The following is a 23982-nucleotide window of genomic DNA, read 5'->3' as shown; positions in this document are numbered from 1 at the left end:
CAAAGTGCGGGGCCGACGCCCCGGTCCGGCGTCCCTCCGGTGGGGTCGGGACGAGGATTCGCAGGCCAGTGGTGGATCCCGAAAGAAATCACCGGGTCGGGCGGCGAGTTGCTGTCAGACCACAACATCGGGTTCATCTTCGGAGGCGTCCCACCCGATGGGGGCACGGAGCGTAGATCCTCTGAGGGATTCGACTACCCTGCGTGGGCTAATCGGGTGACTGGCGGACGCCGTGACCCGGAGCAACCGGTAACCGGAATTCCCTCTTCGGTCCCGCTCGGGGTCCAATCCCCGGGCCGCGACCGGGGCCGAATCGACTTTTCCCTGGTCAGCCGTGCGAAGCGCAAGACAATATCCTCGGCCGGGATTGGTGTACGATTCTTTGGCCCAGCTGACCGCAGCGATCGATAGGCACAGACAAGTTGACCTCGACCACCGCCGTGCAGTACGCAACTTGCGCCGTGCACGTGCAAAGTCCCGGGAAGCAGCACGCCGGTGATCACGGTGTCAGGTCTGCACGGTCGTGTCCTCACGGGGTCGATCGCGCGGGTCGGCGGAATGCCGTGGACCGTTCCGGGAGTACCGGAAGCCGCCCACGGGCAGCCACGACGCGGGACAGGGAGTCACTTTCGTGACCGTTGCAGGAGATGGCCAGGTGCCTGTTGAGAAGCTGCTCGGCCGCCCGCCCCGGCGACCGAGCCGGTCCTCGGGCTGGCGAGCGGCGCTGCGCTGGCGGGACTGGAGCATTCCGGTCAAGCTCTCGGCGGTGACGCTGGTCCCCATCGTCCTCGCGCTGGTGCTCGGCATTACCGCGATCGTGGGACAGGTCAGCCGTTCCGGTGACTACGAGCGGATCGACAAGCTGGTCGGCCTGAGCACCCAGCTGCGCAAGCTGACCGACGGCCTGCAGAAGGAGCGCACGCTCACCGCGGCGCAGCTCACCGCGGGCACCGCCGGCGTCACGCCCGAGCTGAAGGCCGCCCGCGCGGCCACCGACGCGGCGGTCGAACCATTCATCACGGCGGCGAACCGCGTCGGCGGGTCCGAGTCCAGTGTGTCCGGTGCCGTGAACTCGGCGACCGCGCAGGTCAACGAGATCGCCGTGATCCGCCAGCAGGTCGGCGCGGGCCTGCTCGACGCCGCCGAGGCGGTGGGCGACTACAACGCCGTGACCGGTGCCCTCATCGGCGCCGACACCGCGGTGGCCGCGGGCGCGAGCGCCGACGCGCTGGGCGGCACGGCGAACGCGCTGCACGACCTCGAGGCCGCCAAGGAGCAGGTCTCGGTCAGCCAGGCGCTGGTGTCGTACGGCATCGCGAAGGGCACGCTGGAACCGCAGCAGCTCAGCGACGTCCGCGACGCGGAGCTGCGATACGACGACCGCATCGACGACTTCAACGCGGCCTCCACCGCGCCGCAGCGCCAGGACCTCGAGAGCACCCTCAAGCCCGACACCGCCTACGACCGCAAGCGCATGGTCGGCATCGTCCTCGGCGAGCAGGGACCCTCGAGCGACCAGGGGCTGTCGCAGGTCCAGTCGCAGGAGTGGAACAACGCGTCCAACGCGGTGGTCGGCCAGCTCTCCGAGGTCGGCAACCGCATGGGCGCCGACGCCACCGCCGCGTCCGCCGCGCTGGTCGAAGGCGCCAGCAGCAGCGCCGGCCTGCTCGCCGTGCTGCTGTTCGCCGCGATGGTCGCCGCCGCCGCGGTCGTCTTCCTCATCACGCGCCAGATCCTGCGGTCGCTGAAGACACTGCGCCGCAGCGCGCTGGACGTCGCGGAGAAGGACCTGCCCGCCGCCGTCCGCAACATCCAGGAGGGCCGCGCGCAGAGCGTCGAGGTCGAGCCGGTGAACGTGCGGGTGGCCGACGAGATCGGCGAGGTCGCGCGCGCGTTCGAGAAGGTGCACAGCCAGGCGCTGCGGCTCGCGACCGAGCAGGCCGCGATGCGCGCGGGCTACAGCAGTGTGTTCGTCAACCTCTCGCGCCGCAGCCAGAGCCTCGTGCAGCGCCAGCTGCAGCTCATCGAGCGGCTGGAGCGCGACGAAGAGGACGCCGACCAGCTCGCCACGCTCTTCCAGCTCGACCACCTCGCCACCCGGATGCGGCGCAACAACGAGAACCTGATGGTCCTCTCCGGCGCCGAGCCGGGCCGCCGCTCGGGCCAGCCCGTGCCCGCGCACGACGTGCTGCGCGCCGCCGTGTCGGAGATCGAGCAGTACCAACGGGTCTCGGTGCAGCAGCCGCCGGCGGTGAAGATCGTCGGGTTCGCCGCGAGCGACGTCCAGCGCCTCATCGCGGAGCTGCTCGACAACGCCACCGCGTTCTCCGCGCCGGAGACGCAGGTGACCGTGGCGACGCGCCTGGCCGACGACGGCTCGCTCAACGTCGACATCCTCGACAAGGGCATCGGCATGAACGAGTACGAGGTGGTCGAGGCCAACGGCCGCCTCACCGAGGCCGGCTCGGTCGACCTCGCGACCTCGCGCCGCATGGGCCTGTTCGTGGTCGGCCGCCTCGCCGGGCGCCACCGCATCGGCGTCTCGCTCCACGGTGGCAAGGACATCGTCGGCGTGCGGGCCACCGTGGTGGTCCCGCCGGAGCTGGTCATGACCGGTGCCGCGCTGGAGAATCCGCCGCAGTCGGCGGGGCCGTTCGGCAGCGTCGCCGCGCCGCCCGCGAGCCCCGGTGGCCTGCCGCGCCGCCAGCGTCCGGTCAACGGCTCGGCGCGCCCGGCCGCGGACCACGCGCTCGTGCCGCAGCAGCCGATCCAGGGGGCCGACGAGCAGCTGTGGCCCTCGGCGAGCGACCTCGCCGGGTTCGCCAACGGCCACACCGTCGACCCGGGCGTGCGCCCGCCGTCGGACCTCGAGATCTCCGGGACCGCGCTGTTCAGCCCGATCCCGCGGGACGACGCCGCGCCGCCGGTCAAGCCGCCGGTGCCGCAGCTGCCGCAGATCGTCGACGTGCCGCCGCCGCGGCCGGAGCCGGAACCCGCGGCGGACGCCGAGCCCGCCGACGAGCGTGCCCGCGAGCTGCCCTCGGGCAAGGACCTGTTCTCCGCCAACGGGACCACCCTGAGCGAGTGGTGGAACCAAGCGGCGCAGAAGGTGCCGGAGGTGCCGCCGCCCACGGCCGCCGAGACGACGATCGAGAACACGCCGATCTTCGACGAGATGCTCTCGGCGTGGTTCCGCTCGCCCGCGCCGCCCGCGGACGAGACGGCGGCCAAGACCGGTCCGGACCAATCCACGGCCGAGAAGACCGAGAAGACCGCAAAGCCCGGTGAGTCCGGTGAGGACACCGGCCAGGCCGGCGCGAAGACCGAGCCGAAGGCGGGGGAGCAGCCGCCGGCCGACGTGGCGAAGCCGGAGCCCGGCGTCGCCCCGGTGACCACGCCGGAGCAGGACGAGCGCAACTGGGACTTCGCGAGCGACGAGAACTGGCGCACCGTCCAGGCCGTCTCGCAGGTCGAACCCACGGCGTTCACGAAGGCGGGCCTGCCGCGCCGTCGCCGCGGCGAACAGCTCATGCCCGGCAGCGCGACGCCGGACGAGCTGCCCGCCGCCGAGTCGGCCAAGCCGGGCCTGCCGGTCCGCGACCCGGCCGACGTCCGCGGTCGCCTCACCAGCTTCCAGCGCGGGGTGAACCGCGGCCGGCAGCACGTCCGCGACGGAGCCGTCGAGCCGACCGCCGACCAGCAGGGCCTGGGCGCCGCGGCGCTCAACCGCCTGGAGGGCGAGCCCGGCACCGGGTTCGCGCCCCCTGGTTTCGCCCCGGCCGGCGAGCAGGCCGGCCAGACCGCGGCGGACCACCCGGGTGCCGCGCAGGCGTTCGGCACCGGTGGTCCGGACCAGCAGGATCCGGTGGGGGACAACGAGACCACGGCCGAGTACCCCGGTTTCGTCGGTGCCCTCGACGCGGCGGTGGCCGCGGCCGACGCCGCCGAGCAGGCCGCACAGGCCAACCCGCTCGACCCGACCGACCAGACAAGCGGGGCCGCGCCCTCCCGGCCGGCCGCCGCGAACGCTTTCGGTGCGGCCCAGGCGGAGACGCCCGCGGCCGAGCGCGAGCAGGACGGCGAGACCCGGCCGGACCGCCGCGGTGTCGCGAGCGCGTTCGGCGCGGCCCGCACCGCTCAGCCCGAGCCCGCGGCCGACCAGCCGGTGCCGCCGGCGTTCGACCCGCAGGGTGGATGGACGGCCCCGGCCGAGACCACCGGCAACGGCAACGGCAATGGCAGCAACGGCAATGGCAATGGCAACGGCACGGCGGCCCGCCCGTCGCCCACCCCGCGCCCGGTGCGTCGCCCCGAAGGCGAGGTGCCCGGCCGCCCCGCGGCGCCCGAGTCCTTGCCCACCCGGCGTCCCGCCGCCAGCAACCTGCCGCCGGGACCGCCGGCCGTCGACCCGAACCAGGTGCCCGCCGCGGTGGCGAACCTGGAGGCCGCCGCGGCCGGGACACCCGCCACGGAGTGGGCTTTCGGGTCCGACGAGGGCTGGCGGACGGTCCAATCGGTGTCCCAGTCGACGCCCTCTTCGTTCACTTCGGCAGGATTGCCCCGGCGTCGCCGCGGGGAGCAGCTGCTCCCCGGGAGCGCTCCGCCGCCCGCCGGAGCGGCGAACCCCCGTCCGACCCGCGACGCGCACGACGTGCGTGGCCGCCTGAGCAGTTTCCAACAGGGCATCCAGCGCGGCCGGCACCGCACTGGGCAGGCCACTGAGACCAACCACGAAACACTGGAGGGTGAATGACCTCGCCGAGTACGGCTCAGCCGCAGCAGAACCAGTTCGGCTGGCTGGTCAACGACTTCGCCGAACGGGTCCCGGGTGTGGCGCACGCCGTGGTGGTGTCGGCCGACGGACTCCTCCTCACGGCCTCCAACCGCCTGCCGCTCGACCGCGCCGACCAGCTGGCCGCGGTTGCCTCCGGGCTCGTGAGCCTCACCCAGGGCGCGGCCCGGTGCTTCGAGGCGGGCGCGGTGAACGAGACCGTGGTCGAGATGGAGCTCGGCATCATGGTGCTGATGTCCATCAGCGACGGTTCATGCCTCGCGATCCTCGCGGCGCCCAACTGCGACATCGGCCAGGTGGCCTACGAGATGACGATGCTCGTGGACCGCGTGGGGCAGATCCTGACCCCCGAACTCCGTGCGCAGCTGCAGGGCGCGGGTGGGTCGCTGATCGGTGAACCGGTGGGATGATTACGCGATGAGCACGGGGCCCGGATTATTCGGCGGAGAGCCCGGAGACAGCGAGGAACCCCCGCGCGCGGGGGCTCCCGGTGCTGCCCGCGGTGAGGACGACGGCACTTTCGCCGACCTCCTCAACGGCTTCAGCCTCGATTCGGGCCGCTCGCGCAAGAAGCGGAAGAAGACCGGTAAGGAGTCCCAGTCCCCCGAACCCCCGCCCGCGGGAGCGCACGCGGCGGAGGAACCGCCGGCGGCGCCAGAGCCGCCGGCCGAGTTAGGAGATCGAGTGACCTCTCTAGTCTCTCCACCGGGCAGTACCGACGCGGATGGGCCTAGACCAGGCGGGCTCTTCGACCCCGGACCGCCCAGCGGCGAGTTCGTGATGCCCGCCGCGTTCACCCGGCCGGACCGCCCCGATCGGGTGGACCCGGCCGAGGAGACGTCGATCGTGCGGCCGTACGCTCTCACCGGCGGCCGGACCCGAGCGAACTACGCGCTCGAGCTGGAGACGCTGATCTCCACCAATGACCACGTCGTCGCGGGGGGCTTCCCCGAGGCGGCGGCCGAACAGATCGAGAGCATCTCGATCATGGAAGAGTGCCGGACCCCGCGCTCGGTCGCCGAGGTCGCGGCGGCCCTGCGGGTGCCACTGGGTGTCGCCAGGGTGCTGATCAGTGACGCGGCCGACGCGGGCCTCGTCACCGTGCACCGGACGATTTCGGGCAATGACGGCGCCGAAGCACACTTGATGTTGATGGAAAGGGTTTTGAGTGGACTCCGTCGGCTTTAAGGCACCGCGGGAAACCGCGCCCCCGACCATGACATCAGCGAAGATCGTGGTGGCGGGCGGCTTCGGAGCGGGCAAGACGACGTTCGTGGGTTCGGTGTCGGAAATCGTTCCGCTCACCACCGAGGCGATGATGACCGACGCGAGCCGCGGCATCGACAACCTCGACCAGACCCCGAACAAGACGACCACCACGGTCGCCATGGACTTCGGCCGTGTGTCGCTCGACGCCGACCTGATCCTGTACCTGTTCGGCACCCCGGGCCAGCAGCGCTTCTGGTTCATGTGGGACGACCTGGTCCGCGGCGCGATCGGCGCCGTCGTGCTGGCCGACACCCGCCGCCTGGCGGACTCGTTCGCGCCGATCGACTTCTTCGAGGACCGCGGCCTGCCCTACATCGTCGGCATCAACACGTTCGACGGGGTACTGGAGCACGACATCAACGACGTGCGCGAGGCGCTGTCGATCGACCCCAGCATCCCCATCGTCCGTTGTGACGCGCGGGACCGCGAGTCGACGAAGCAGACGCTGATCACGCTCGTCGAGTACGCGATGCGGCAGTGGATCGCCTTGCGGGCGGCCAAAGCCCGCTGACGCGGGTTCCTCGGCGTTGCGGCGGCCGGGTCACCGTTCCTCGGTGGCCCGGCGATACCGCAACAGCACCACGGCGCCGTCGATCACGCGGGACTGGACGAGCCGCAGGCCGAGCCGCTCGGCGTCGACGGCGAACGGCCGCTTGTCGCCGCCCAGCACCACCGGGTGCACGAGCACGTTGTACTCGTCGATCAGCCCGAGCCGGCTCAGCTGTGCGGGCACGTCCGCGCCGCCCATGAGCAGGATGTCCTTGGTGTGCCGCGCTTTCAGCGCCGTGACCTCCTCGGTCAGGTCGCCGCCGAGCACCTCGGTGTCCCACCCGGGGTCGGTGAGCGTGTGCGAGAAGACGACCTTGGGGGTCTTCCGCCACACCGGCGCGAAGCCGATGTCGTGCGGATCGTCCGAGATGGACTCGGCGTGCGGCCAGAAGCCCGCCATCATGTCCCACACCCGCCGCCCGTAGGCGAACACGGCGGCGCGCTCGGAGAGCTCGTGCGAGTGGGCGGACAGCTCGGGCCCCATCCGCGGCCAGTCGAACTCGCCGTTCGGGCCCTCGATGCAGCCGTCGACCGAGACGTGGACGTAGTACACCAGATCACCCATGATCGGGCTCCTTCACCGAGTGGCGTCCCTGCCGGACGCCGTTCAGCCTACGGTCGGAGCCGGCCGCCGCGACCGGACATCGGTGCCGAAAGAATCCTGCCCCGGCCGCGGAAACGGGCCGGTCCCCCAGGAACCGGCCCGTTTCCGCCGCACCGGCTGGATGTTTCAAGCCGTGTCGGTACGCCTCAGTACTCGTCGTGCCTGCGCCACCAGCCGCCGGGCTCGTCGGAGCCGCGCGACTCCTCCTCCCACGCCTCCTGCCGGCCGAACGGCGTGATGTCGAGGTAGCGGTGCACCGCGGAGAACGTCTCGGCACCGCGGCCGCTGGTGAAGTACGTGCGGTAGACGTCGTCGCCGTCACGCAGGAACACGCTGGTCCCGAAGAACCGGCCGACGCCGCAGTCCTCGGTGAAGTCGCTGCCGTTCGCCGAGACCCACGGCAGGTCCCAGCCCATGCGGGCCTTGTACCGCTCGATCTCGGGCAGCGTCGCGGGCGCGGTGACGACGAACGTGATGTCGCGGGCGTTGAGGTGCGCCAGGTGCGGCACGTTGTCCACGACCATCGAGCAGCCGGGGCAGCCCGCTTCGTCGCCGGGGTGCAGCATGAAGTGGTAGACGATCAGCTGACGCCGGCCGTCGAACAGGTCCAGCAGGCTCTTCTTGCCCTCGGCCGAAGTGAACTCGTACGCCTTGTCGAAGCGCACCATCGGCAGCCGGCGGCGCTCGGCCGTGAGGTGGTCGGCCGCCTTCATCAGTTCCTTTTCCTTGGCCAGCAAGGCATCGCGCGCGGCCTGCCAGTCCTCGGCGGACACGACACGGGGGAGTGCGGTGGTCATCGGACCTCCTCGAGGTGGTGGGCGAGCTTTTCGAACGTGGAGCTCCAGCCGTCCTGGTGGCCGGCGCGCTCTTCCTCGGTGGGGAAGGGCGCTTGGTGGAACGTCATCTCGGTCTTGTCGCCGGCCTCGGTGAACGTGATCGTCACGACCGTCTCGCCGACCACGTCGTCGGGCTGGTCCCACGAGAACGTGAACACGAGCCGCCCGGGCGGGCTGATCTCGCGGTAGGCGCCCTGCATCCAGCGCTCGACGTCGTACTCGTCGCTGTGGATCCGCGCGCGCCACGCGCCGCCGGGCCGCAGGTCGATCGTGACTCCCGAGGCGGCGAACTTCTCCGGGCCGAGCCAGCTCGCGAGCCGCTCCGGCTCCGTCCACGCGCGGAACACCAGCTCCCGCGGGGCGTCGAACACGCGCGTGATGGTCAGGTCCCGTTGCGTCATTGCTCGGTCTCCTTCCGGGGCTCCCGCAGGAGCCGCAGGTGCTCGTCCAAGCGGTCGAACCCCGCCTCCCAGAACTGCCGGTATTCGTTGACCCAGTCGGCCACGACCACGAGTGGTTTCGTCTCGAGCCGGCACGGGCGCCACTGGCGCATCCGGCCGCGGGTGATGAGCCCGGCCGCTTCCAGCACCTTCAGGTGTTTCGACACCGCCTGCAGGCTTACCTCGAACGGCTCGGCCAGCTCGTTCACCGTCGCGTCGCCCTGGGCGAGCCGGGCGAGGATGGCCCGCCGCGTGGGGTCAGCCAACGCGGCGAAGGTGGTGCTGAGCTGATCAGTGGCCATCGGTACTCAATCGCTTGGTTGATTAACTTGTAGGTTGAATATAGCTCCCAGCTGGCTCCTGTCAACCGCGTGCAGAAGCCGCTTGAGACTTGCGTCACCGCCGCTCGGGTTTCCAATAGTAGGAAGTCCAAGTATTTTGGGAGGATGAGCAGCGACCTCTACCGCCCCGAGAACCCGGTCCGGTTCGTCACCGCGTCGAGCCTGTTCGACGGCCACGACGCCTCGATCAACATCATGCGGCGGATCCTGCAGTCGCAGGGTGCCGAGGTCGTGCACCTCGGGCACAACCGCTCGGTCGACGAGGTGGCCACCGCTGCCATCACCGAAGACGTGCAGGGCATCGCCATCTCCGCCTACCAGGGCGGCCACGTCGAGTACTTCTCCTACCTGGTGGAGCTGCTGCGCGAACGCGGCGCGGGGCACATCAAGGTGTTCGGCGGCGGGGGCGGCGTGATCGTCCGCGAGGAGATCGACCTGCTGCACTCGCGGGGCGTGGCGCGGATCTTCTCGCCCGAGGACGGCTACGAGATGGGCCTGCCGGGCATGATCAACTCGATGATCAAGGCCTGCGACGTGGACCTCTCGGAGCAGCCGCCCGTGTCCGTCGACAAGCTGCTCTCCGGCGACGTGCCGGCGCTCGCGCGGGTGATCACCCAGCTGCAGCGTGAAAAACTGCCCGAAGGGTGGCTCGCCGCCATCACCGAGGCCGCCGAGAAGCGCCACGTGCCCGTGCTCGGCATCACCGGTACCGGCGGTTCCGGCAAGTCGTCGCTCACCGACGAGCTCATCCGCCGCTTCCGCCTCGACCAGGAGGACAAGCTGCGGATCGCGGTGCTCGCCGTGGACCCGTCGCGGCGCAAGGGCGGCGGCGCGCTGCTCGGCGACCGCATCCGGATGAACTGCCTCGACGGCTCTCCGGTGTACTTCCGCTCCCTCGCGACCCGCACGACGAGCGGCGAGATCCCCGCCGGGCTGCGCGAGTCGATCCTCGCGTGCAAGGCCGCGGGCTACGACCTCGTGATCGTGGAGACGCCGGGCATCGGCCAGGGCGACGCGGGCATCGTCGACTACGTGGACGAGTCGCTGTACGTGATGACGCCGGAGTTCGGCGCCGCGTCGCAGCTGGAGAAGATCGACATGCTCGACTTCGCCGACGTGGTGGCCATCAACAAGTTCGAGCGCCGCGGCGCCGAGGACGCCCGCCGCGACGTCGCGCGTCAGCTCGTGCGCAACCGCGAGGCCTTCGACAAGGCTCCTGAGGACATGCCGGTGTTCGGCACGAGCGCCGCGAAGTTCAACGACGACGGCGTGACCGCGCTGTACCAGAACCTGCGCGACCAGCTCGCCGAGCGCGGGCTGTCGGTGTCGGCCGGCGTGCTGCCCGCGGTCGAGGGCAAGGTGTCCACCGACGCCAGCACGGTCATCCCGGGCAACCGGGCGCGCTACCTCTCGGAGATCGCCGAGACCGTGCGCGGTTACCACGAGCAGACCGGGAAGCAGGTGGCCGCCGTGCGCAAGCGCGAGCACCTGGCCGCCGCGAAGGCTGCTCTGTCCGAAGTGGATGCTTCCACCGACGCGCTCGACGGGCTGCTCGCCGCCGCCGAGTCCGATGTGGACGGCGAGACCACCAAGCTGCTGGAGCGGTTCCACGCGCTGGCGGAGGAGTACCGCGAGGACGAGCTCGTGGTGAAGGTCCGCGACAAGGAGCTGCGCACGCAGCTGTGGCGCGACACGTTGTCGGGCAACCGGATCCCGCGCGTCGCCCTGCCGCGCTACACCGAATCCGGTGAGCTGCTCTCGTTCCTTCGTCGCGAACACCTGCCCGGGTATTTCCCGTACACGGCCGGCGTGTTCCCGTTCAAGCGCGACGGCGAGGACCCGGCACGCATGTTCGCCGGCGAGGGTGACGCCTTCCGGACCAACCGCCGGTTCAAGCTGCTCTCGGCCGACTCCGAGGCCAAGCGCCTGTCCACGGCCTTCGACTCCGTGACCCTCTACGGCCACGACCCCGACACCCGCCCGGACATCTACGGCAAGGTCGGCACCTCGGGCGTCTCGATCGCGACGATCGAGGACATGAAGGTGCTCTACGACGGCTTCGACCTCACGGCGCCGAACACGTCGGTGTCGATGACGATCAACGGCCCGGCGCCGACGATCCTCGCGTTCTTCCTCAACACCGCGATCGACCAGAAGCTCGACGCCTTCCGCGCCGAGCACGGCCGCGAGCCGTCGGCGGAGGAGGCTGCCGAGCTGCGTGCGTGGGCGCTGAAGAACGTGCGCGGCACCGTGCAGGCCGACATCCTCAAGGAGGACCAGGGGCAGAACACCTGCATCTTCTCCACGGAGTTCAGCCTGCGCATGATGGCCGACATCCAGGAGTGGTTCATCCAGCACGCGGTGCGCAACTTCTACTCCGTCTCGATCTCCGGCTACCACATCGCCGAGGCCGGGGCGAACCCCATTTCGCAGCTGGCGTTCACGCTGTCCAACGGGTTCACCTACGTCGAGTCGTACCTCGCGCGCGGCATGGACATCAACGACTTCGCGCCCAACCTGTCGTTCTTCTTCTCCAACGGGATGGATGCGGAGTACTCGGTGCTCGGCCGCGTGGCGCGGCGGATCTGGGCCGTGGCGATGCGCGAGCGCTACGGGGCCAACGAGCGTTCGCAGAAGCTCAAGTACCACGTGCAGACCTCGGGCCGCTCGCTGCACGCGCAGGAGATGAGCTTCAACGACATCCGCACCACGCTGCAGGCCCTGTGCGCGCTGTACGACAACGCGAACTCCTTGCACACCAACGCGTTCGACGAGGCCATCACCACGCCGAGCGAGTCGTCGGTGCGCCGCGCGATGGCGATCCAGATGATCATCAACAAGGAGTGGGGCCTGTCGAAGAACGAGAACCCGCTGCAGGGCTCGTTCATCATCGACGAGCTGACCGACCTGGTCGAGGAAGCCGTGCTGGTCGAGTTCGACCGCATTTCCGAACGCGGCGGCGTGCTCGGCGCGATGGAGACGGGCTACCAGCGCGGCAAGATCCAGGACGAGTCCATCCTCTACGAGCGCAAGAAGCACGACGGCTCGCTGCCGATCATCGGCGTCAACACCTTCCGCAACCCGCACGCGGGCGAGGAAGACGTCGAGGTCGAACTGGCCCGCGCCACGGAGGACGAGAAGAAGTCCCAGCTCGACCGCCTCGCCGACTTCCAGCACCGCCACGCCGAAGACGCCCAGCAGGCCCTCAAGGCCCTCCGCGAGGCGGCGACCCGCGGCGGCAACCTGTTCGGGGTGCTGATGGACGCCGCGCGGGTCTGCTCGCTCGGCCAGATCACCGACGCGTTCTTCGAGGTCGGCGGCCAGTACCGGCGCAACGTCTGAGCACCGGGCCGGGTCCCGCGCGTCCGGCGGTCCGCCGCCGGACCTGCGCGCGGACCCGGCCCGGCTCGTCTACCTCGAGCCCGGCCGGCGTCGCGTCGTCGACGGTCCGGCCCGGCGTGAGATGAGACCGATCCGGTGAGGGTTCAACCAGACCGGGAATAGGCCGCCGCCGCAGCGGGTAGAACGAGGCATGGACTTCGGGATCTCCACGTTCGTGACCGATGAAGGCATCCGCCCCGACGTGCTGGGCGAGGCGCTGGAGGAGCGGGGCTTCGACTCGCTGTTCCTGGCCGAGCATTCGCACATCCCCGTGAGCCGGGAGAGTCCTTACCCCGGTGGGGGCGACCTGCCCGAGAAGTACAAGCGCACGCTGGACCCGTTCGTCGCGCTGACCGCGGCGGCGGTGAACACGTCGAACCTCGTGCTGGGCACGGGCATCGCGCTGTTGATCCAGCGGGACGTGATCCACACGGCCAAGGAGGTCGCGTCACTCGACCTGGTGTCGCGCGGGCGGGTGGCGTTCGGTGTCGGGGTGGGCTGGAACCGTGAGGAGATGGCCAACCACGGCACGGACCCGACCACTCGTGGCGCGCTGATCGACGAGCAGATCGAGGCGCTCAAGGCCGTCTGGACCGAGGAGCAGGCGGAGTACCACGGCAAGCACGTCGACTTCGACCCGATCTTCGCCTGGCCGAAGCCCGTGCAGACGCCGCACCCGCCGATCTACGTCGGCGGCGAGAGCCCGGCCGCGCTGCGCCGGCTCGCCCGCCTCGGCGACGCCTGGCTGCCGCGCCAGCAGACGCCGTCCGACGAGATCAAGCGCGTGCGCGAGTGGCTCGCCGAGCAGGGCCGCACGGACGTGCCGTTCACCGTTTTCGGGGGCGCTCCCGACGCGGACGCGGTGAAGCGCTTCGCCGAAGCCGGCGTGGAGCGCTACACCTTCATGCTGCCGACCCTGCCCGAAGCCGAAACGCTCGCCGCCCTCGACGACCTCGCGCGGCTCGCGGCGGACCACCGGTGACCCGTGGTTCGATGATCTCATGAAGTTCGGGATCTTCAGCTTCGTCACGGACGAGGGCATCCGGCCCGACGCGCTCGCGCGCGGGGTCGAGGAGCGCGGGTTCGACTCGCTGTTCGTCGGGGAGCACTCGCACATCCCCGCCGACCGGCAGTCGCCGTATCCGGCGGGCGGGGAACTCCCGCGGATGTACTACCGGATGTACGACCCGTTCGTGGCGCTCACAGCCGCCGCGTCGGTGACCTCGACGCTGCTGCTGGGCACCGGCGTCGCCCTGCTGGCGCAGCGCGACCCGATCCAGACGGCCAAGGAGGTCGCCTCGCTCGACCACCTGTCGGGCGGACGGGTGGTGTTCGGCGTGGGCGCGGGCTGGAACCTCGAGGAGATGCGCGACCACGGCACCGATCCCGACACGCGCGGCCGGCTGCTCGACGAGCGGCTCGACGCGATGAAGCAGCTGTGGACAGCCGAGGCGGCGACCTTCCACGGCGAGTTCACGCACTTCGACCGCGCCGTCGCCTATCCGAAGCCGGCGCAGAAGCCGCATCCGCCGATCTACGTCGGCGGCAACAGCCGGCACGCGGCGCGGCGGGCGGCCCGCCACGGCGGCGTGTGGATGCCGAACTCAGTGGTCGTGCCCGAGCGGGTCGGGAAGCTCATGGCCCTGCGCGACGAGTTCGCCCCCGGGACACCGGTGTCGATGTTCGCGGTGGGCAGCAAGAACGAGGCTCTGCTGGAGGCCTACGCCGAGGCCGGGGTGGAGCGCATCACGCTCCTGCTCGGCACGCGGCCCGAAGCGGAGACCCTCGAGAGGCTCGACGCCCTCGTCGAGGTCGTCGAAAAGTACCGGTGAAGGAGCGGAAGACGCGTGAGTGACGTGCAGATCGGTCTTGCGGCTGCGTTGGAGCAGTTCTCGCCGCGGGAGTCGATTCGGTTGGCGAAGGCGGGCGAGGAGCGGGGCTTCTCGGGGCAGATGGCGGCGGATCACTTCCAGCCGTGGGTTCCGCAGCAGGGCGAGTCGTCGTTCGTGTGGAGCATGCTGGCGTCGCTGGCGGAGAACACCACCGGTGACCTGGGTCCCGGGGTGACGTGCCCGTCGTTCCGGTTGCACCCGGCGATGGTGGCCCAGGCGGCAGCGACGCTGGAGGCGACCTATCCGGGCCGGACCTGGCTGGGGATCGGGTCGGGTGAGGCGCTCAACGAGCACATCATCGGCGGCTACTGGCCCGAGGCACCCGAGCGCGTGCGGCGGATGTTCGAGGCGCTGGAGGTGATCCGGAAGCTGTTCACCGGCAAGGACGTCAAGCACAACGGCGAGTTCTTCAAGCTGCACACCACCCGCCTGTGGACCCTGCCCGACACGCCGCCGCCGGTCTACATCGCCTCGGCCGGGCCCTACACCTCGCGCAAGACCGGTGAGCTGGCCGACGGGCTGATCACCCCGGGCGCGTCGATCGAGAAGCTGGCCGGGATCCTGGACAACTTCAACGCCGGCGCGAAGAAGGCCGGGAAGAACCCGGACGACATGCCGAAGCTGCTGCAGGTGCACCTGTCCTGGGCCGAAGACGACGAGACCGCGTGGGCCAACGCGATGGACCAGTGGCCCAACGGCGGCATGAAGTTCCCGAAGGCCGACGTGCGTTCCCCGTTCGACTTCGCACAGATGGCCAAGCTCGTGCGCCGCGAGGACTTCGAGGGCCGCATGGTCGTCTCCTCCGACCCCGACGAGCACCGCGCGGCGCTGCAGAAGTACGTCGACGCCGGCTTCAACCGCATCTACATCCACAACGTCGGCCGCAACCAGGACCAGTTCCTCGACGTGTTCGGCAAGGAAGTCCTGCCGAAGCTCACTGCCTGAGCCGCGAGTGGGGCCCGCCGCGTGCGGGCCCTACTTGTCCAGCAGCAGGTGCACCGAAAGCTCGAGGCGGTGGGCGACGTCGGCGGCCGATGCCCGCCGCGTCACCCACGCCACGAGGTTGGCCATCCACACGTCGGCGACGACGTGGAAGATGTCGCGATCGGACTCCGTCGGCTCGGCGATGCCCATGGCCTGGGCGAACATGTCCTCCATGAGCCGGCCGACGAGCTCGACCTCGGCCGCGGCGGACGTGTCGGCGAACATGAACGCGCGCACCATCGCCTCGGTCAGGTGCGGGTCGCGCTGCATGAGCCGCGTGTTGCGGCCCAGCACGAACATCAGCCGTTCCGCAGGGGTCTCACCCGGGATCGCGGCGCGTTCCAGCTTCTCCTGCGCGCGCTCGAACTGCCGCGCGAGGCCGGACACGAGCAGGTGGATCTTCGACGGGAAGTAGCGGTAGAGCGTGCCCAGGGCGACGTCGGCCTTCTCTGCGACGGCCCGCATCTGCACGGCGTCGTAACCGCCCTTGGAGGCCAGCGCGAGCGTGGCGTCGATGATGCGGCGGCGGCGATCGCGCTGCGCCGCGGAGCCGAGCTCCTCGCCGATCGTGCCCAGTCCGGTGCGCGCCTTCGCCGCCGGAGCCTTCGCCTTGCCCGGCATCGGCCTTCTCCTGTCTTGCGGAACTCGTTCCAGTTCTGCGTTCAGCGTACCTTCCCTGGCGAAACGTTCAACTACCGACCCGCTGGCCGAAAAACTGTAACACGTTCTACACTCGTGAGTAGTCCCGTACGCGAGGAGGCCCCGATGGCGGTCGCGCTCACCGGCGAACAGGCGGCGCTGGCCGCCGCGATCCACGACTGGGCCCGGGCCCACGATCCGGTCGAGGCCGTGCGCGCGGCCGAGAAGGTCGGCGCGGAGGTGCCCGCGCGGTTCGCCGACCTGGGGTTGTTCGGGGTCGCGTTGCCGCCGTCGGTGGGTGGCGCCGGAGGCTCGGTCGCGGACCTGGCGGCGGGGCTGGCCGCAGCGGCTTCTTCGCTGGTCCCGGGCCCCTTGCTGAGCACGGCGCTGGCCGGGCTGCTGCTCGGCGGTGGGGATCTGGTGGAGGCGATCGCGGACGGGGGCGCGCGCGTGGCCGTGCTGCTCGAAGCGCCGTGTGCCGACGGCTTCCTGCACGGTTGTTCGGGGGCGGTCCCGGGTGCCGACGCGGGGTCGTGGCTGCTGGCGCCCGTGCCGAGTGGTCACGTGCTGCTGCCGCCGGGTGCGGCGGGGGTGCGCGTGGAACCGTTGGCGCCCTTCGATTTCTCGCGTCCGCTCGCGTGGGTGCACTTCGACCGGGTGCCGGTGGCCGACGTGCTGGAGCTGCCGGACGCGCGGGACTTCGCGGCGACGTTGGCCGTGGCGGAGGCGGCGGGCGTCGCGCGGTGGTGCCTGACGACGGCGGTCGAGTACGCGCGGGTTCGGGAGCAGTTCGGGCAGGTGATCGGGGCGTTCCAGGCGGTGAAGCACCTGTGCACCGAGATGCTGTGCCGCGCCGAAGCAGCCGAGGCGCTGGCCTGGGACGCTGCGACGACTGCTTTCTCTTCGCAGCACGCGATCGCGGTGGCGAGCGCGGCGGCGGTGGCGCTCGACGCGGCCGTGGACAACGCCAAGGACTGCATCCAGGTCCTCGGCGGTATCGGCTTCACGTGGGAACACCCGGCGCACCTGTACCTGCGCCGCGCTCTCGCCTTGCGGCACTGGCTCGGCGGCTCCGCGCGGTGGCGCCAGCGCGCGGCTCGCCTCGCGCTGGCCGGGGAGCGGCGCACGCTGGATGTGGCCGTGGACGACTCGCCGGAGCTCACCGCGCTCGTAGGGGAGATCGCCGCTCTGCCGGAAGACCGCCGTCGCGTCGCCTTGGCCGACGCGGGGCTGCTGGCACCGCACTGGCCCGCGCCTCACGGCCGCGGCGCCGGCCCCGCCGAACAGCTGCGCATCGACGCGGCCCTGACGCGCGCGGGCGTGCGCCGGCCCGACCTGGTGATCGGCGCGTGGGCCATCCCGACGATCCTCGAACACGGCACCGACGAGCAACGCGCCCGCTTCACCGGCCCCACCCTGCGCGGCGAACTGACGTGGTGCCAGCTGTTCAGCGAACCCGGTGCGGGCTCCGACCTGGCCTCCCTGCGCACCACCGCCCGCCGCGTCGACGGCGGCTGGTGCCTCAGCGGGCAGAAGGTGTGGACGTCGCTCGCCCACGAGGCCGACTGGGCCATCTGCCTGGCCCGCACCGACCCCGCCGCGCCCAAGCACAAGGGCATCACGTACTTCCTCGTCGACATGCGCTCGCCCGGCATCACCACCCGCCCGCTGCGCGAGATCACCGGCGCGAGCGTCTTCAACGAAGTCTTCCTCGACGACGTCTTCGTCCCGGACACCGACGTCGTCGCCTCCCCGGGCGACGGCTGGCGCCTGGCCCGCACCACGCTGGCCGGCGAACGCGTCGCCCTGGGCAAGGGCTCCGCGGCGGGTGAGGGCGTGGAGGCCCTGCTGTCCGGGATCGGCCTCGGGCTCGGCGCGGGCGAGCTCGGCGACCCGAGCAGCCCCGGCGACCCGAGCAGCGCGGGCAGCTCGAGCGGGGCGGGCGGCCAGAGCGGGGCGGGCGGCCAGAGCGATCGGATCGGCGCGACTGGGCACGGCGACCCGAGCGGCTTGGGCGACCCGAGCGGCGCGGGCGGCCTGGGCGGCGCGGGCGACCCGAGCGACCCGAGCGGCCTGGGCAGCCCGAGCGGCCTGGGCGATCGGATCGGCGCGACTGGGCACGGCGACCCGAGCGGCTTGGGCGACCCGAGCGACCTGAGCGGCCCGAGCGGCCCGGGCGGCCCGGGCGGCTTGGGCGGCCCGGGCGGCCTGGGCGACCCGAGCGGCGCGGGCAGCCCGGGCGACCGGATCGGCGCGACTGGGCACGGCGACCCGAGCGGCGCGGTCGCTGCGGGCGGCCAGCCCGGCCCGGAAGGACATCGTGGCGCGGGCCTTGCCCCCGGCGAGTCCACCCTCGACCGCCTCGGCGCCCTGATCGGCTCCGGCAGCGCGTGCTCCGTGCTCGACCTGCGCGCCGCCCTCCGCCGCCTCGACGGCCACGGCCCCGGCGCCGAGTCGGCCGTCGCGAAACTCCTGGGCGTCCGCCAGCGGCAGGCCGTCGCGGAGTTCGCCCTGGACCTCGCCCCCGACCTGCTCCCCGACACCCCGCCGTCCCACGAGTTCCTGCTCACCCGCTGCCTCTCCATCGCCGGCGGCACCACCCAGGTCCTGCTCTCGGCGGTGGCCGAGCGGGTGCTGGGCCTGCCGCGCTGAGCCGTTTGTCGTACCCCTGCCCTACGGTGCTGAGCGTGGAGTTCGGCGCGCTGACCCAGGCCACCTACCTTCCCTCGGACCCGCCGCGGGAGGGTGTGCTGGCGTTGTGGGGCGACGAGGTCGCGGGGGACACCGCGATCGAGCTCGTGCTGCCCGACGACAAGAAGTTCGCGCGCACCAAGGTGGACGCGCGGCTGGTCCCGCTGGCGCGGGCGATCCCGCGGCTGCTGGTGGTGCCCGACGACGTGAGCCCGGCGATCGCCGCGTGGTCGGCCGTGGTGAACGCCGGGGTGAACCTGGTGGCGCGCGGGCGGTTGCGGCCGGCGCTCACGGCCGGCGGGGTGGGGTCGTGGCGGGTGGGGCCGCTGGACGCCGCCGATGAGGAGCTGCTGCGGGGGCTCGCGTCGGCGTTGCCGCCGGAGGCGCATGCGTTGCCGTTGTCCGGGGTGAAGCGGATCCGGCTGCACTCGCCGGAGTCGCTGGTCCGGGCGTTGTGGGACGCGGCGGCCGACGTGCTCGTGCGCAGCCCCGCCGCGTCGGTCGGGGCGGGTGGGCCGGCGTTCGCGGAGGCCGAGCCGACGCAGGTCGGGCCGGACGGGGCGGCGTGGCTCACCGAGCTGGACGCCCGCGGGCCCCACGGCGCGCAGCTGATCCTGCGGGTCGAAGCGCGCGAAGACGAGCAGTTCGCGGGCGTGCTGGCCGTGCGGTCCGCGCTCGAGCCGAGCCTGGTCGTCGAAGCCGCAACGCTCTGGGACGCGCCCGACGCCGTGCTGCACCGCCTCGGTGACCAGGTGGAAACCCAGCTGCTGCTCGGCCTGCGCCGCGGCGCGCGAGCGTGGCCGCCGCTGGGACGCGTGCTCGCCGAAGCCGCGCCGACGGAGCTCGCGCTGTCCGACGACGACGTCGTCGACCTGCTCGGCCCAGGCGGCCGCGACCTGGGCGGCGCCGGCATCGAAGTGTTGTGGCCCAAGGATCTCTTCGCCGGCGAAGTCCGCGCGAAGGCGAGCGCGACGCAGGCGCCGGCCAGCGAGGCCGGTCCCGCGTTCCCGTTGAACGGCCTGCTGGAGTTCCGCTGGCGCCTCTCGCTCGGCGGCGCCGAGCTGACCGACGAGGAAGTCGCCGCCCTCGCCGAAGCCAAGCGGCCGCTCGTCCGCCTGCGCGGCCAGTGGGTGAAGCTCGACCCACGCCTGCTCGCCCGCATGCGCGCCAAGCGCAACCGCAAGCTCACCGGCGCCGAAGCGCTCGCCGCGGCGCTCACGGGCGAGCTCGAACTCGACGGCGAAACGGTCGAATTCGCCGCCCAGCCCGCGCTCGCCGGCCTCGTCGAACGGCTCAAAGAGCGCAGCCCCGAGCCGGTCGGCCCGCCCGACGGACTCGCGGCGACGCTGCGCCCGTACCAGCTCGCGGGCGTCGGCTGGCTGGCCACGATGACCGGCCTCGGCCTCGGCGCGTGCCTCGCCGACGACATGGGCCTGGGCAAGACCATCCAGCTCATCGCCCTGCACCTGCACCGCCGCGCGCTGAAAGCCGGGCCCACGCTGGTGGTCTGCCCGACGTCGCTGCTCGGCAACTGGGAACGTGAGTTCGCCAGGTTCGCGCCGGACGTGCGCGTGCGCCGCTTCCACGGCGGCGGCCGTCACCTCGACGACCTGCTGCCCGACGAGGTCGTGCTCGCCACCTACGGCGTGGTCCGCCGCGACCGCGCGTCACTGTCCGAAGTGGACTGGGGTCTCGTCGCCGCCGACGAGGCTCAGCACGTGAAGAACCCCTTGTCCGCCACGGCGAAAGAGCTGCGGAAGGTCCCGGCCGCCGCGCGCGTGGCGCTCACCGGCACGCCCGTGGAGAACCGGCTCACCGAGCTGTGGTCCTTGATGGACTGGACGACACCGGGCCTGCTCGGCCCGCTCGACCGCTTCCGCCGCACCGTCGCGCGGCCCATCGAACGCGACCGCGACCAGACCGCCACGGAGCGGCTGGCCACCACCGTGCGCCCCTTTCTGTTGCGGCGCAAGAAAACCGATCCCGACATCGCGCCGGAGCTGCCGCGCAAGACCGAGACCGACCGGTTCGTGCCGCTCACGGCCGAGCAGACCACGCTGTACGAGGCCGTCGTGCGGGAGAACCTGGCCGAGATCCGCGCGTCGCAGGGTGTGCAGCGGCGCGGGCAGGTGCTGAAGCTGCTCACCGAGCTCAAGCAGATCTGCAACCACCCCGCGCAGTTCCTCAAGGAGAGCGGCGGAGTCCTCACCGGACGCTCCGGCAAGCTCGCCGCGTTCGAGGAGCTGCTCGACGTGATCCTCGACGAGGGCGACAGCGTGCTCGTGTTCAGCCAGTACGTGCAGCTGTGCCGCCTGCTCGAACGCCGCCTCGCCGACCGCGGGCTGCCCGTCGCGCTGCTGTCGGGCGAGGTCGGGCCGAAGCGGCGCGACGAGCTGGTGGCGTCGTTCCAGTCCGGCGAGGTGCCGGTGTTCCTGTTGTCGCTCAAGGCGGGCGGCGTCGGGCTCAACCTGACGCGCGCCACGCACGTGATCCACTACGACCGCTGGTGGAACCCGGCCGTGGAGGACCAGGCGACCGACCGCGCGTACCGGATCGGGCAGGACCGGCCCGTGCAGGTCCACCGGCTGATCGCCGAGGGCACGCTGGAGGAGCGCATCGCCACGGTGCTCGAGGCGAAGCGCGGGCTGGCCGAGGCCGTGGTCGGCGCGGGGGAGGACTGGATCACGGAGCTGTCCGACGACCAGCTCGCCGACCTCGTCCGGCTCGGCGGTGGGTGATGCCCCCGCGCAGGACCTTCGGCAACACCTGGTGGGGCCGCGCCTGGGTGGAGGCGCTGGAGCAGCGGGCGAGCGTCGACCCGAACCGCCTGCCGCGCGGGCGCACGTACGCGCGCAAGGACACCGTGAGCGAGCTGCACGTCGGCGCCGGCGAGGTCATCGCGCGCGTGCGGGGGAGCCGGCCCGAGCCGTACCACGTGACGATCCGGATGAAGGAGTTCTCGCCCGAGCAGTGGGACACGCTGCTCGACGTCGTCGGCCGCCGCCTCGGCCACACCGCCGCCCTGCTCGACGGCGAGCTGCCCGAGGAGCTGGCCGCCCAGGCCCGCGAGGCGGGCGCCGACCTGCTCCCCGGTCCGGGTGACCTGAAGCCGCGCTGCTCGTGCCCCGACTCGGCGAACCCGTGCAAACACGTCGCCGCCGTGTACTACGTCGTGGCCGACGAGGTCGACACCGACCCGTTCGTGCTGTTCAAGCTCCGCGGCCGCCCGCGCGACGAAGTCCTCGCCCGGCTGCGCACGCTGCGCGCCCCGGACCGCCCGCCGCGCACGAAGGTCCACGACCCCGGCCTCACCCCGAAACGCGCGTACGCCCGCCGCGTCACGGCCGTGCCGCGGTTGCCGCCCGTGCCCGACGTGGCCGGCCCACCCGCCGTCCTCGACCTCGACCCGCCGGCCGCCACGGGCTGGACGTCGGCCGCCCTGGGCACCCTCGCCGCCGACGCCGCCTCCCTCGCCCGCGACCTGCTGCTCTCCGGCGGCACCGCGGCCGACCTGACGTTCGACGAAGACCTGGCCCGCCGCGCCGCCGCCCGTCCGCCCGAGGAACTCCCCGCCCTGGCCCACGCCGCCGGCGTCACGCTGCCCGATCTCACCGCGTGGGCCCACTCCTGGCGCGAAGCCGGCCGCGGCGGCTTGGCCGTCGTGCGCGAAACCTGGTCCCCGGGCCCAGGCCCCCTCGCGGCCGCCCGCACCTGCCTCTCGGACTCCGGCCTCCCCGACCCCATCACGACCTGGCGCAACCGCGTGACCCAAGGCCCCCTGCAACTCCGCTACGGCCGCGACCACCGCTGGTACCGCTTCCTGCGCACCGGCTCGGCCTGGCACCTGGACGGCCCACCGTCCGCCGACCCTCTCGACGTCGCCTATCCGCCGGGCTGATCCGCCCGCAGCTCCAGCCGTGCCGCGGATCGACCGGCACCCGCGGCGGTGTCGGGCGCCCCAGGTCCGACACGCTGCGCGGGCCCGGCCCGTTTCCAGACCGGGTGGCGGCTTGCTGCAGCCATGCGCACAACTCCGCTACGGCCGCGACCACCGCTTCCTCCGTACCGGCTCGGCCTGCCACCTGGACGGCCCACCGTCCGCCGACCCTCTCGACGTCGCCTATCCGCCGGGCTGATCCGCCCGCAGCTCCACGCAGCAGCCGCCGGGTGCGGGATCGATCAGCACCGCGTCGACGCCGGGCACTTCCAGGCCCGTGACGACCCCGCCCAGGTACGCCTGGTTGATCCCGCACACCAGGTCCGGCGCCTTGCCCGACAGCGGGTGGAACGGGCAGTTGCGCAGCCGTACGCACGTCGGCGTTTCGCGGCGCGGCTCGAAGCCCTGGCGGGCGAGGACGGTTTCGGTGAGCGTCAGGCCGCGTTCGGCGCCGAGGCGGCCGGGGCGCAGGGAGGCGCGTTCGGTGGCGCCCAGGTCCTCGCCGTGCTCGGCGGCCACGCGCAGGGCGGCGACGCGGGCGGACTCGCCTTCGGTTTCGGTGACGACGGCGTCGAGGAGGATGTCGGCGAGCACGCCGTGGCGGCGCGGCGGGATGGTGACGGCGAAGTCGATGTCGGCCGGTTCGTACACCTTCGGGGTGCGGCCGACCTTGCGGATGCCGCCGACGGCCTCGTAGCGCGAGCGCAGCAACCCGGCGTCCACGAGCTTGTCGAGGTGGAACGCGGCGAGCTTGCGCGAGATCCCGACCGACGCGGCCGCCTCGTCGCGCGTGACGGGTCGCGCCGCGCCGCGGATGAACGCGTACATCCCGCGGCGCAGGTCCTCCTCCAGCGCGGCCACGGCCTTGATCGCGGGAGCGGCGGGCTCAGTCGTCACAGGTCCACGATAACGCCCACAAACGTGTCCGCAAGCATCGGTTCACCCTGTTGAACTGGTCACCTTGACCAAGGACGGCAATAAGACCAATATTCATGGACGAAAACCCGCCGAACCCCGAGGGGTCCCCATGCGCTCCGGCTCTGCTCTGCACGTCGTCCACGAACCCGACCCCGGCATCGATCTCGCCGCCGCCGCGCGCGCCGCGGGCGACTTCCTGCGGGCGCTCGGCGTCAGCCTGGACACGGAGAGCCTGCAGGGCACCCCCGAGCGCATGGCGCGCGCGTACGCGGAGCTGTTCACGCCGCGCTCGTTCGACCTCACCACGTTCCCCAACGACGAGGGCTACGACGAGCTGGTGCTGGCCCGCGACATCCCCGTACGGTCGGTGTGCGAGCACCACCTGCTGCCGTTCACGGGCGTCGCGCACGTGGGCTACCTGCCGGGCGACCGCATCCTGGGCCTGTCGAAGCTCGCGCGCGTGGTCGAGCACTTCGCGTGCCGGCCGCAGGTGCAGGAGCGGCTCACGAAGCAGGTGGCGGGCTGGCTGGGCGAGCAGCTGAGCCCGAAGGGAGTCGGCGTGGTCATCGAGGCCGAGCACACGTGCATGACGCTTCGCGGCGTGCAGGCCACCGGCTCCAGCACGGTCACCTCGACACTGCTGGGCACGTTGCGGGAGGATGCCCGCTCCCGCCAGGAGTTCTTCGCACTCACGGGCGTCAACGCATAA

General features: G+C 71.9%; 18 protein-coding genes. 12 read left to right on the top strand and 6 right to left on the bottom strand.

Translation table 11 applies throughout. From position 1 onward, the window contains the following. Positions 1-655: 655 nt before the first annotated feature. The 4 genes from ACFY1H_RS46285 to ACFY1H_RS46270 are packed head-to-tail and all read left to right on the top strand — an operon-like array spanning position 656 to position 6572. Positions 656-4753, top strand: a complete 4098-nt coding sequence (locus tag ACFY1H_RS46285; protein ID WP_386956350.1) for a nitrate- and nitrite sensing domain-containing protein — start codon at positions 656-658, stop codon at positions 4751-4753. After that, a complete protein-coding gene (locus ACFY1H_RS46280) occupies positions 4750-5202 on the top strand; it encodes a roadblock/LC7 domain-containing protein (RefSeq protein WP_220238205.1) in 453 nt (150 codons plus the stop codon). Before ACFY1H_RS46285 ends, ACFY1H_RS46280 begins: the two co-directional genes overlap by 4 nt. 7 nt (positions 5203-5209) lie before the next feature. After that, positions 5210-5980, top strand: coding sequence for a DUF742 domain-containing protein (locus ACFY1H_RS46275; protein ID WP_366583471.1), 771 nt, complete (start codon positions 5210-5212; stop codon positions 5978-5980). After that, positions 5961-6572, top strand: a complete 612-nt coding sequence (locus tag ACFY1H_RS46270) for an ATP/GTP-binding protein (protein ID WP_204090344.1) — start codon at positions 5961-5963, stop codon at positions 6570-6572. The genes ACFY1H_RS46275 and ACFY1H_RS46270 overlap by 20 nt, the downstream gene beginning before the upstream one ends. A 30-nt stretch (positions 6573-6602) precedes the next feature. On the opposite strand, the gene ACFY1H_RS46265 is transcribed toward ACFY1H_RS46270, so the two are convergent. The 4 genes from ACFY1H_RS46265 to ACFY1H_RS46250 form a co-directional block, all read right to left on the bottom strand. After that, entirely contained in the window at positions 6603-7175 is a 573-nt protein-coding gene (locus ACFY1H_RS46265; protein ID WP_366583470.1) for a dihydrofolate reductase family protein, read from the bottom strand. A 185-nt stretch (positions 7176-7360) separates the two neighbouring features. Beyond that, on the bottom strand, positions 7361-8011 hold the full coding sequence (locus tag ACFY1H_RS46260; RefSeq protein WP_366583469.1) for a DUF899 domain-containing protein: 651 nt from the start codon (positions 8009-8011) through the stop codon (positions 7361-7363). Continuing rightward, positions 8008-8451, bottom strand: a complete 444-nt coding sequence (locus ACFY1H_RS46255) for an SRPBCC domain-containing protein (RefSeq protein WP_366583468.1) — start codon at positions 8449-8451, stop codon at positions 8008-8010. The genes ACFY1H_RS46260 and ACFY1H_RS46255 overlap by 4 nt, the downstream gene beginning before the upstream one ends. After that, complete coding sequence (locus tag ACFY1H_RS46250; protein WP_366583467.1) at positions 8448-8792, bottom strand: metalloregulator ArsR/SmtB family transcription factor; 345 nt, start codon at positions 8790-8792, stop codon at positions 8448-8450. Before ACFY1H_RS46250 ends, ACFY1H_RS46255 begins: the two co-directional genes overlap by 4 nt. Positions 8793-8936: 144 nt before the next feature. Here ACFY1H_RS46250 and icmF point away from each other — a divergent pair, with 144 nt between their 5' ends. The 4 genes from icmF to ACFY1H_RS46230 all read left to right on the top strand — a co-directional run bounded on the left by icmF (position 8937) and on the right by ACFY1H_RS46230 (position 15049). Next, positions 8937-12173 (top strand): fused isobutyryl-CoA mutase/GTPase IcmF, encoded by a 3237-nt coding sequence (gene icmF / locus ACFY1H_RS46245; RefSeq protein WP_386956349.1) that lies wholly within the window; start codon positions 8937-8939, stop codon positions 12171-12173. A gap of 190 nt (positions 12174-12363) precedes the next feature. Beyond that, positions 12364-13194, top strand: a complete 831-nt coding sequence (locus tag ACFY1H_RS46240; RefSeq protein ID WP_366583465.1) for an LLM class F420-dependent oxidoreductase — start codon at positions 12364-12366, stop codon at positions 13192-13194. Between the two features lie 19 nt (positions 13195-13213). Beyond that, on the top strand, positions 13214-14044 hold the full coding sequence (locus tag ACFY1H_RS46235; protein ID WP_366583464.1) for an LLM class F420-dependent oxidoreductase: 831 nt from the start codon (positions 13214-13216) through the stop codon (positions 14042-14044). Between the two features lie 15 nt (positions 14045-14059). Beyond that, the gene (locus ACFY1H_RS46230; RefSeq protein WP_366583463.1) at positions 14060-15049 is read left to right on the top strand and encodes a TIGR03557 family F420-dependent LLM class oxidoreductase; all 990 of its coding nucleotides are present in this window, start codon (positions 14060-14062) and stop codon (positions 15047-15049) included. Positions 15050-15079: 30 nt separating this feature from the next. On the opposite strand, the gene kstR is transcribed toward ACFY1H_RS46230, so the two are convergent. Beyond that, the gene (kstR, locus tag ACFY1H_RS46225; protein ID WP_366583462.1) at positions 15080-15709 is read right to left on the bottom strand and encodes a cholesterol catabolism transcriptional regulator KstR; all 630 of its coding nucleotides are present in this window, start codon (positions 15707-15709) and stop codon (positions 15080-15082) included. Between the two features lie 144 nt (positions 15710-15853). Here kstR and ACFY1H_RS46220 point away from each other — a divergent pair, with 144 nt between their 5' ends. The 3 genes from ACFY1H_RS46220 to ACFY1H_RS46210 are packed head-to-tail and all read left to right on the top strand — an operon-like array spanning position 15854 to position 22316. Further along, entirely contained in the window at positions 15854-18379 is a 2526-nt protein-coding gene (locus ACFY1H_RS46220) for an acyl-CoA dehydrogenase family protein (RefSeq protein WP_386956348.1), read from the top strand. 35 nt (positions 18380-18414) lie between these two features. Then, the gene (locus ACFY1H_RS46215; protein ID WP_386956347.1) at positions 18415-21156 is read left to right on the top strand and encodes a DEAD/DEAH box helicase; all 2742 of its coding nucleotides are present in this window, start codon (positions 18415-18417) and stop codon (positions 21154-21156) included. Beyond that, on the top strand, positions 21156-22316 hold the full coding sequence (locus ACFY1H_RS46210; RefSeq protein WP_386956346.1) for an SWIM zinc finger family protein: 1161 nt from the start codon (positions 21156-21158) through the stop codon (positions 22314-22316). The genes ACFY1H_RS46215 and ACFY1H_RS46210 overlap by 1 nt, the downstream gene beginning before the upstream one ends. 222 nt (positions 22317-22538) lie before the next feature. Here the strand turns inward: ACFY1H_RS46210 and ACFY1H_RS46205 are convergent, their stop codons facing one another. Further along, positions 22539-23183 (bottom strand): transcriptional regulator, encoded by a 645-nt coding sequence (locus ACFY1H_RS46205; protein WP_366583517.1) that lies wholly within the window; start codon positions 23181-23183, stop codon positions 22539-22541. A 199-nt stretch (positions 23184-23382) separates the two neighbouring features. On the opposite strand from ACFY1H_RS46205, the gene folE reads away from it, so the two are divergent. Beyond that, positions 23383-23982: a GTP cyclohydrolase I FolE gene (gene folE / locus ACFY1H_RS46200; protein WP_220238222.1), complete on the top strand. Its 600-nt coding sequence runs from the start codon at positions 23383-23385 to the stop codon at positions 23980-23982.

Origin of the sequence: Amycolatopsis sp. NPDC001319 (assembly GCF_042896185.1) — a bacterium.
Lineage (GTDB): Bacteria > Actinomycetota > Actinomycetes > Mycobacteriales > Pseudonocardiaceae > Amycolatopsis.
This window is presented reverse-complemented; position numbering and strand designations above follow the sequence as displayed.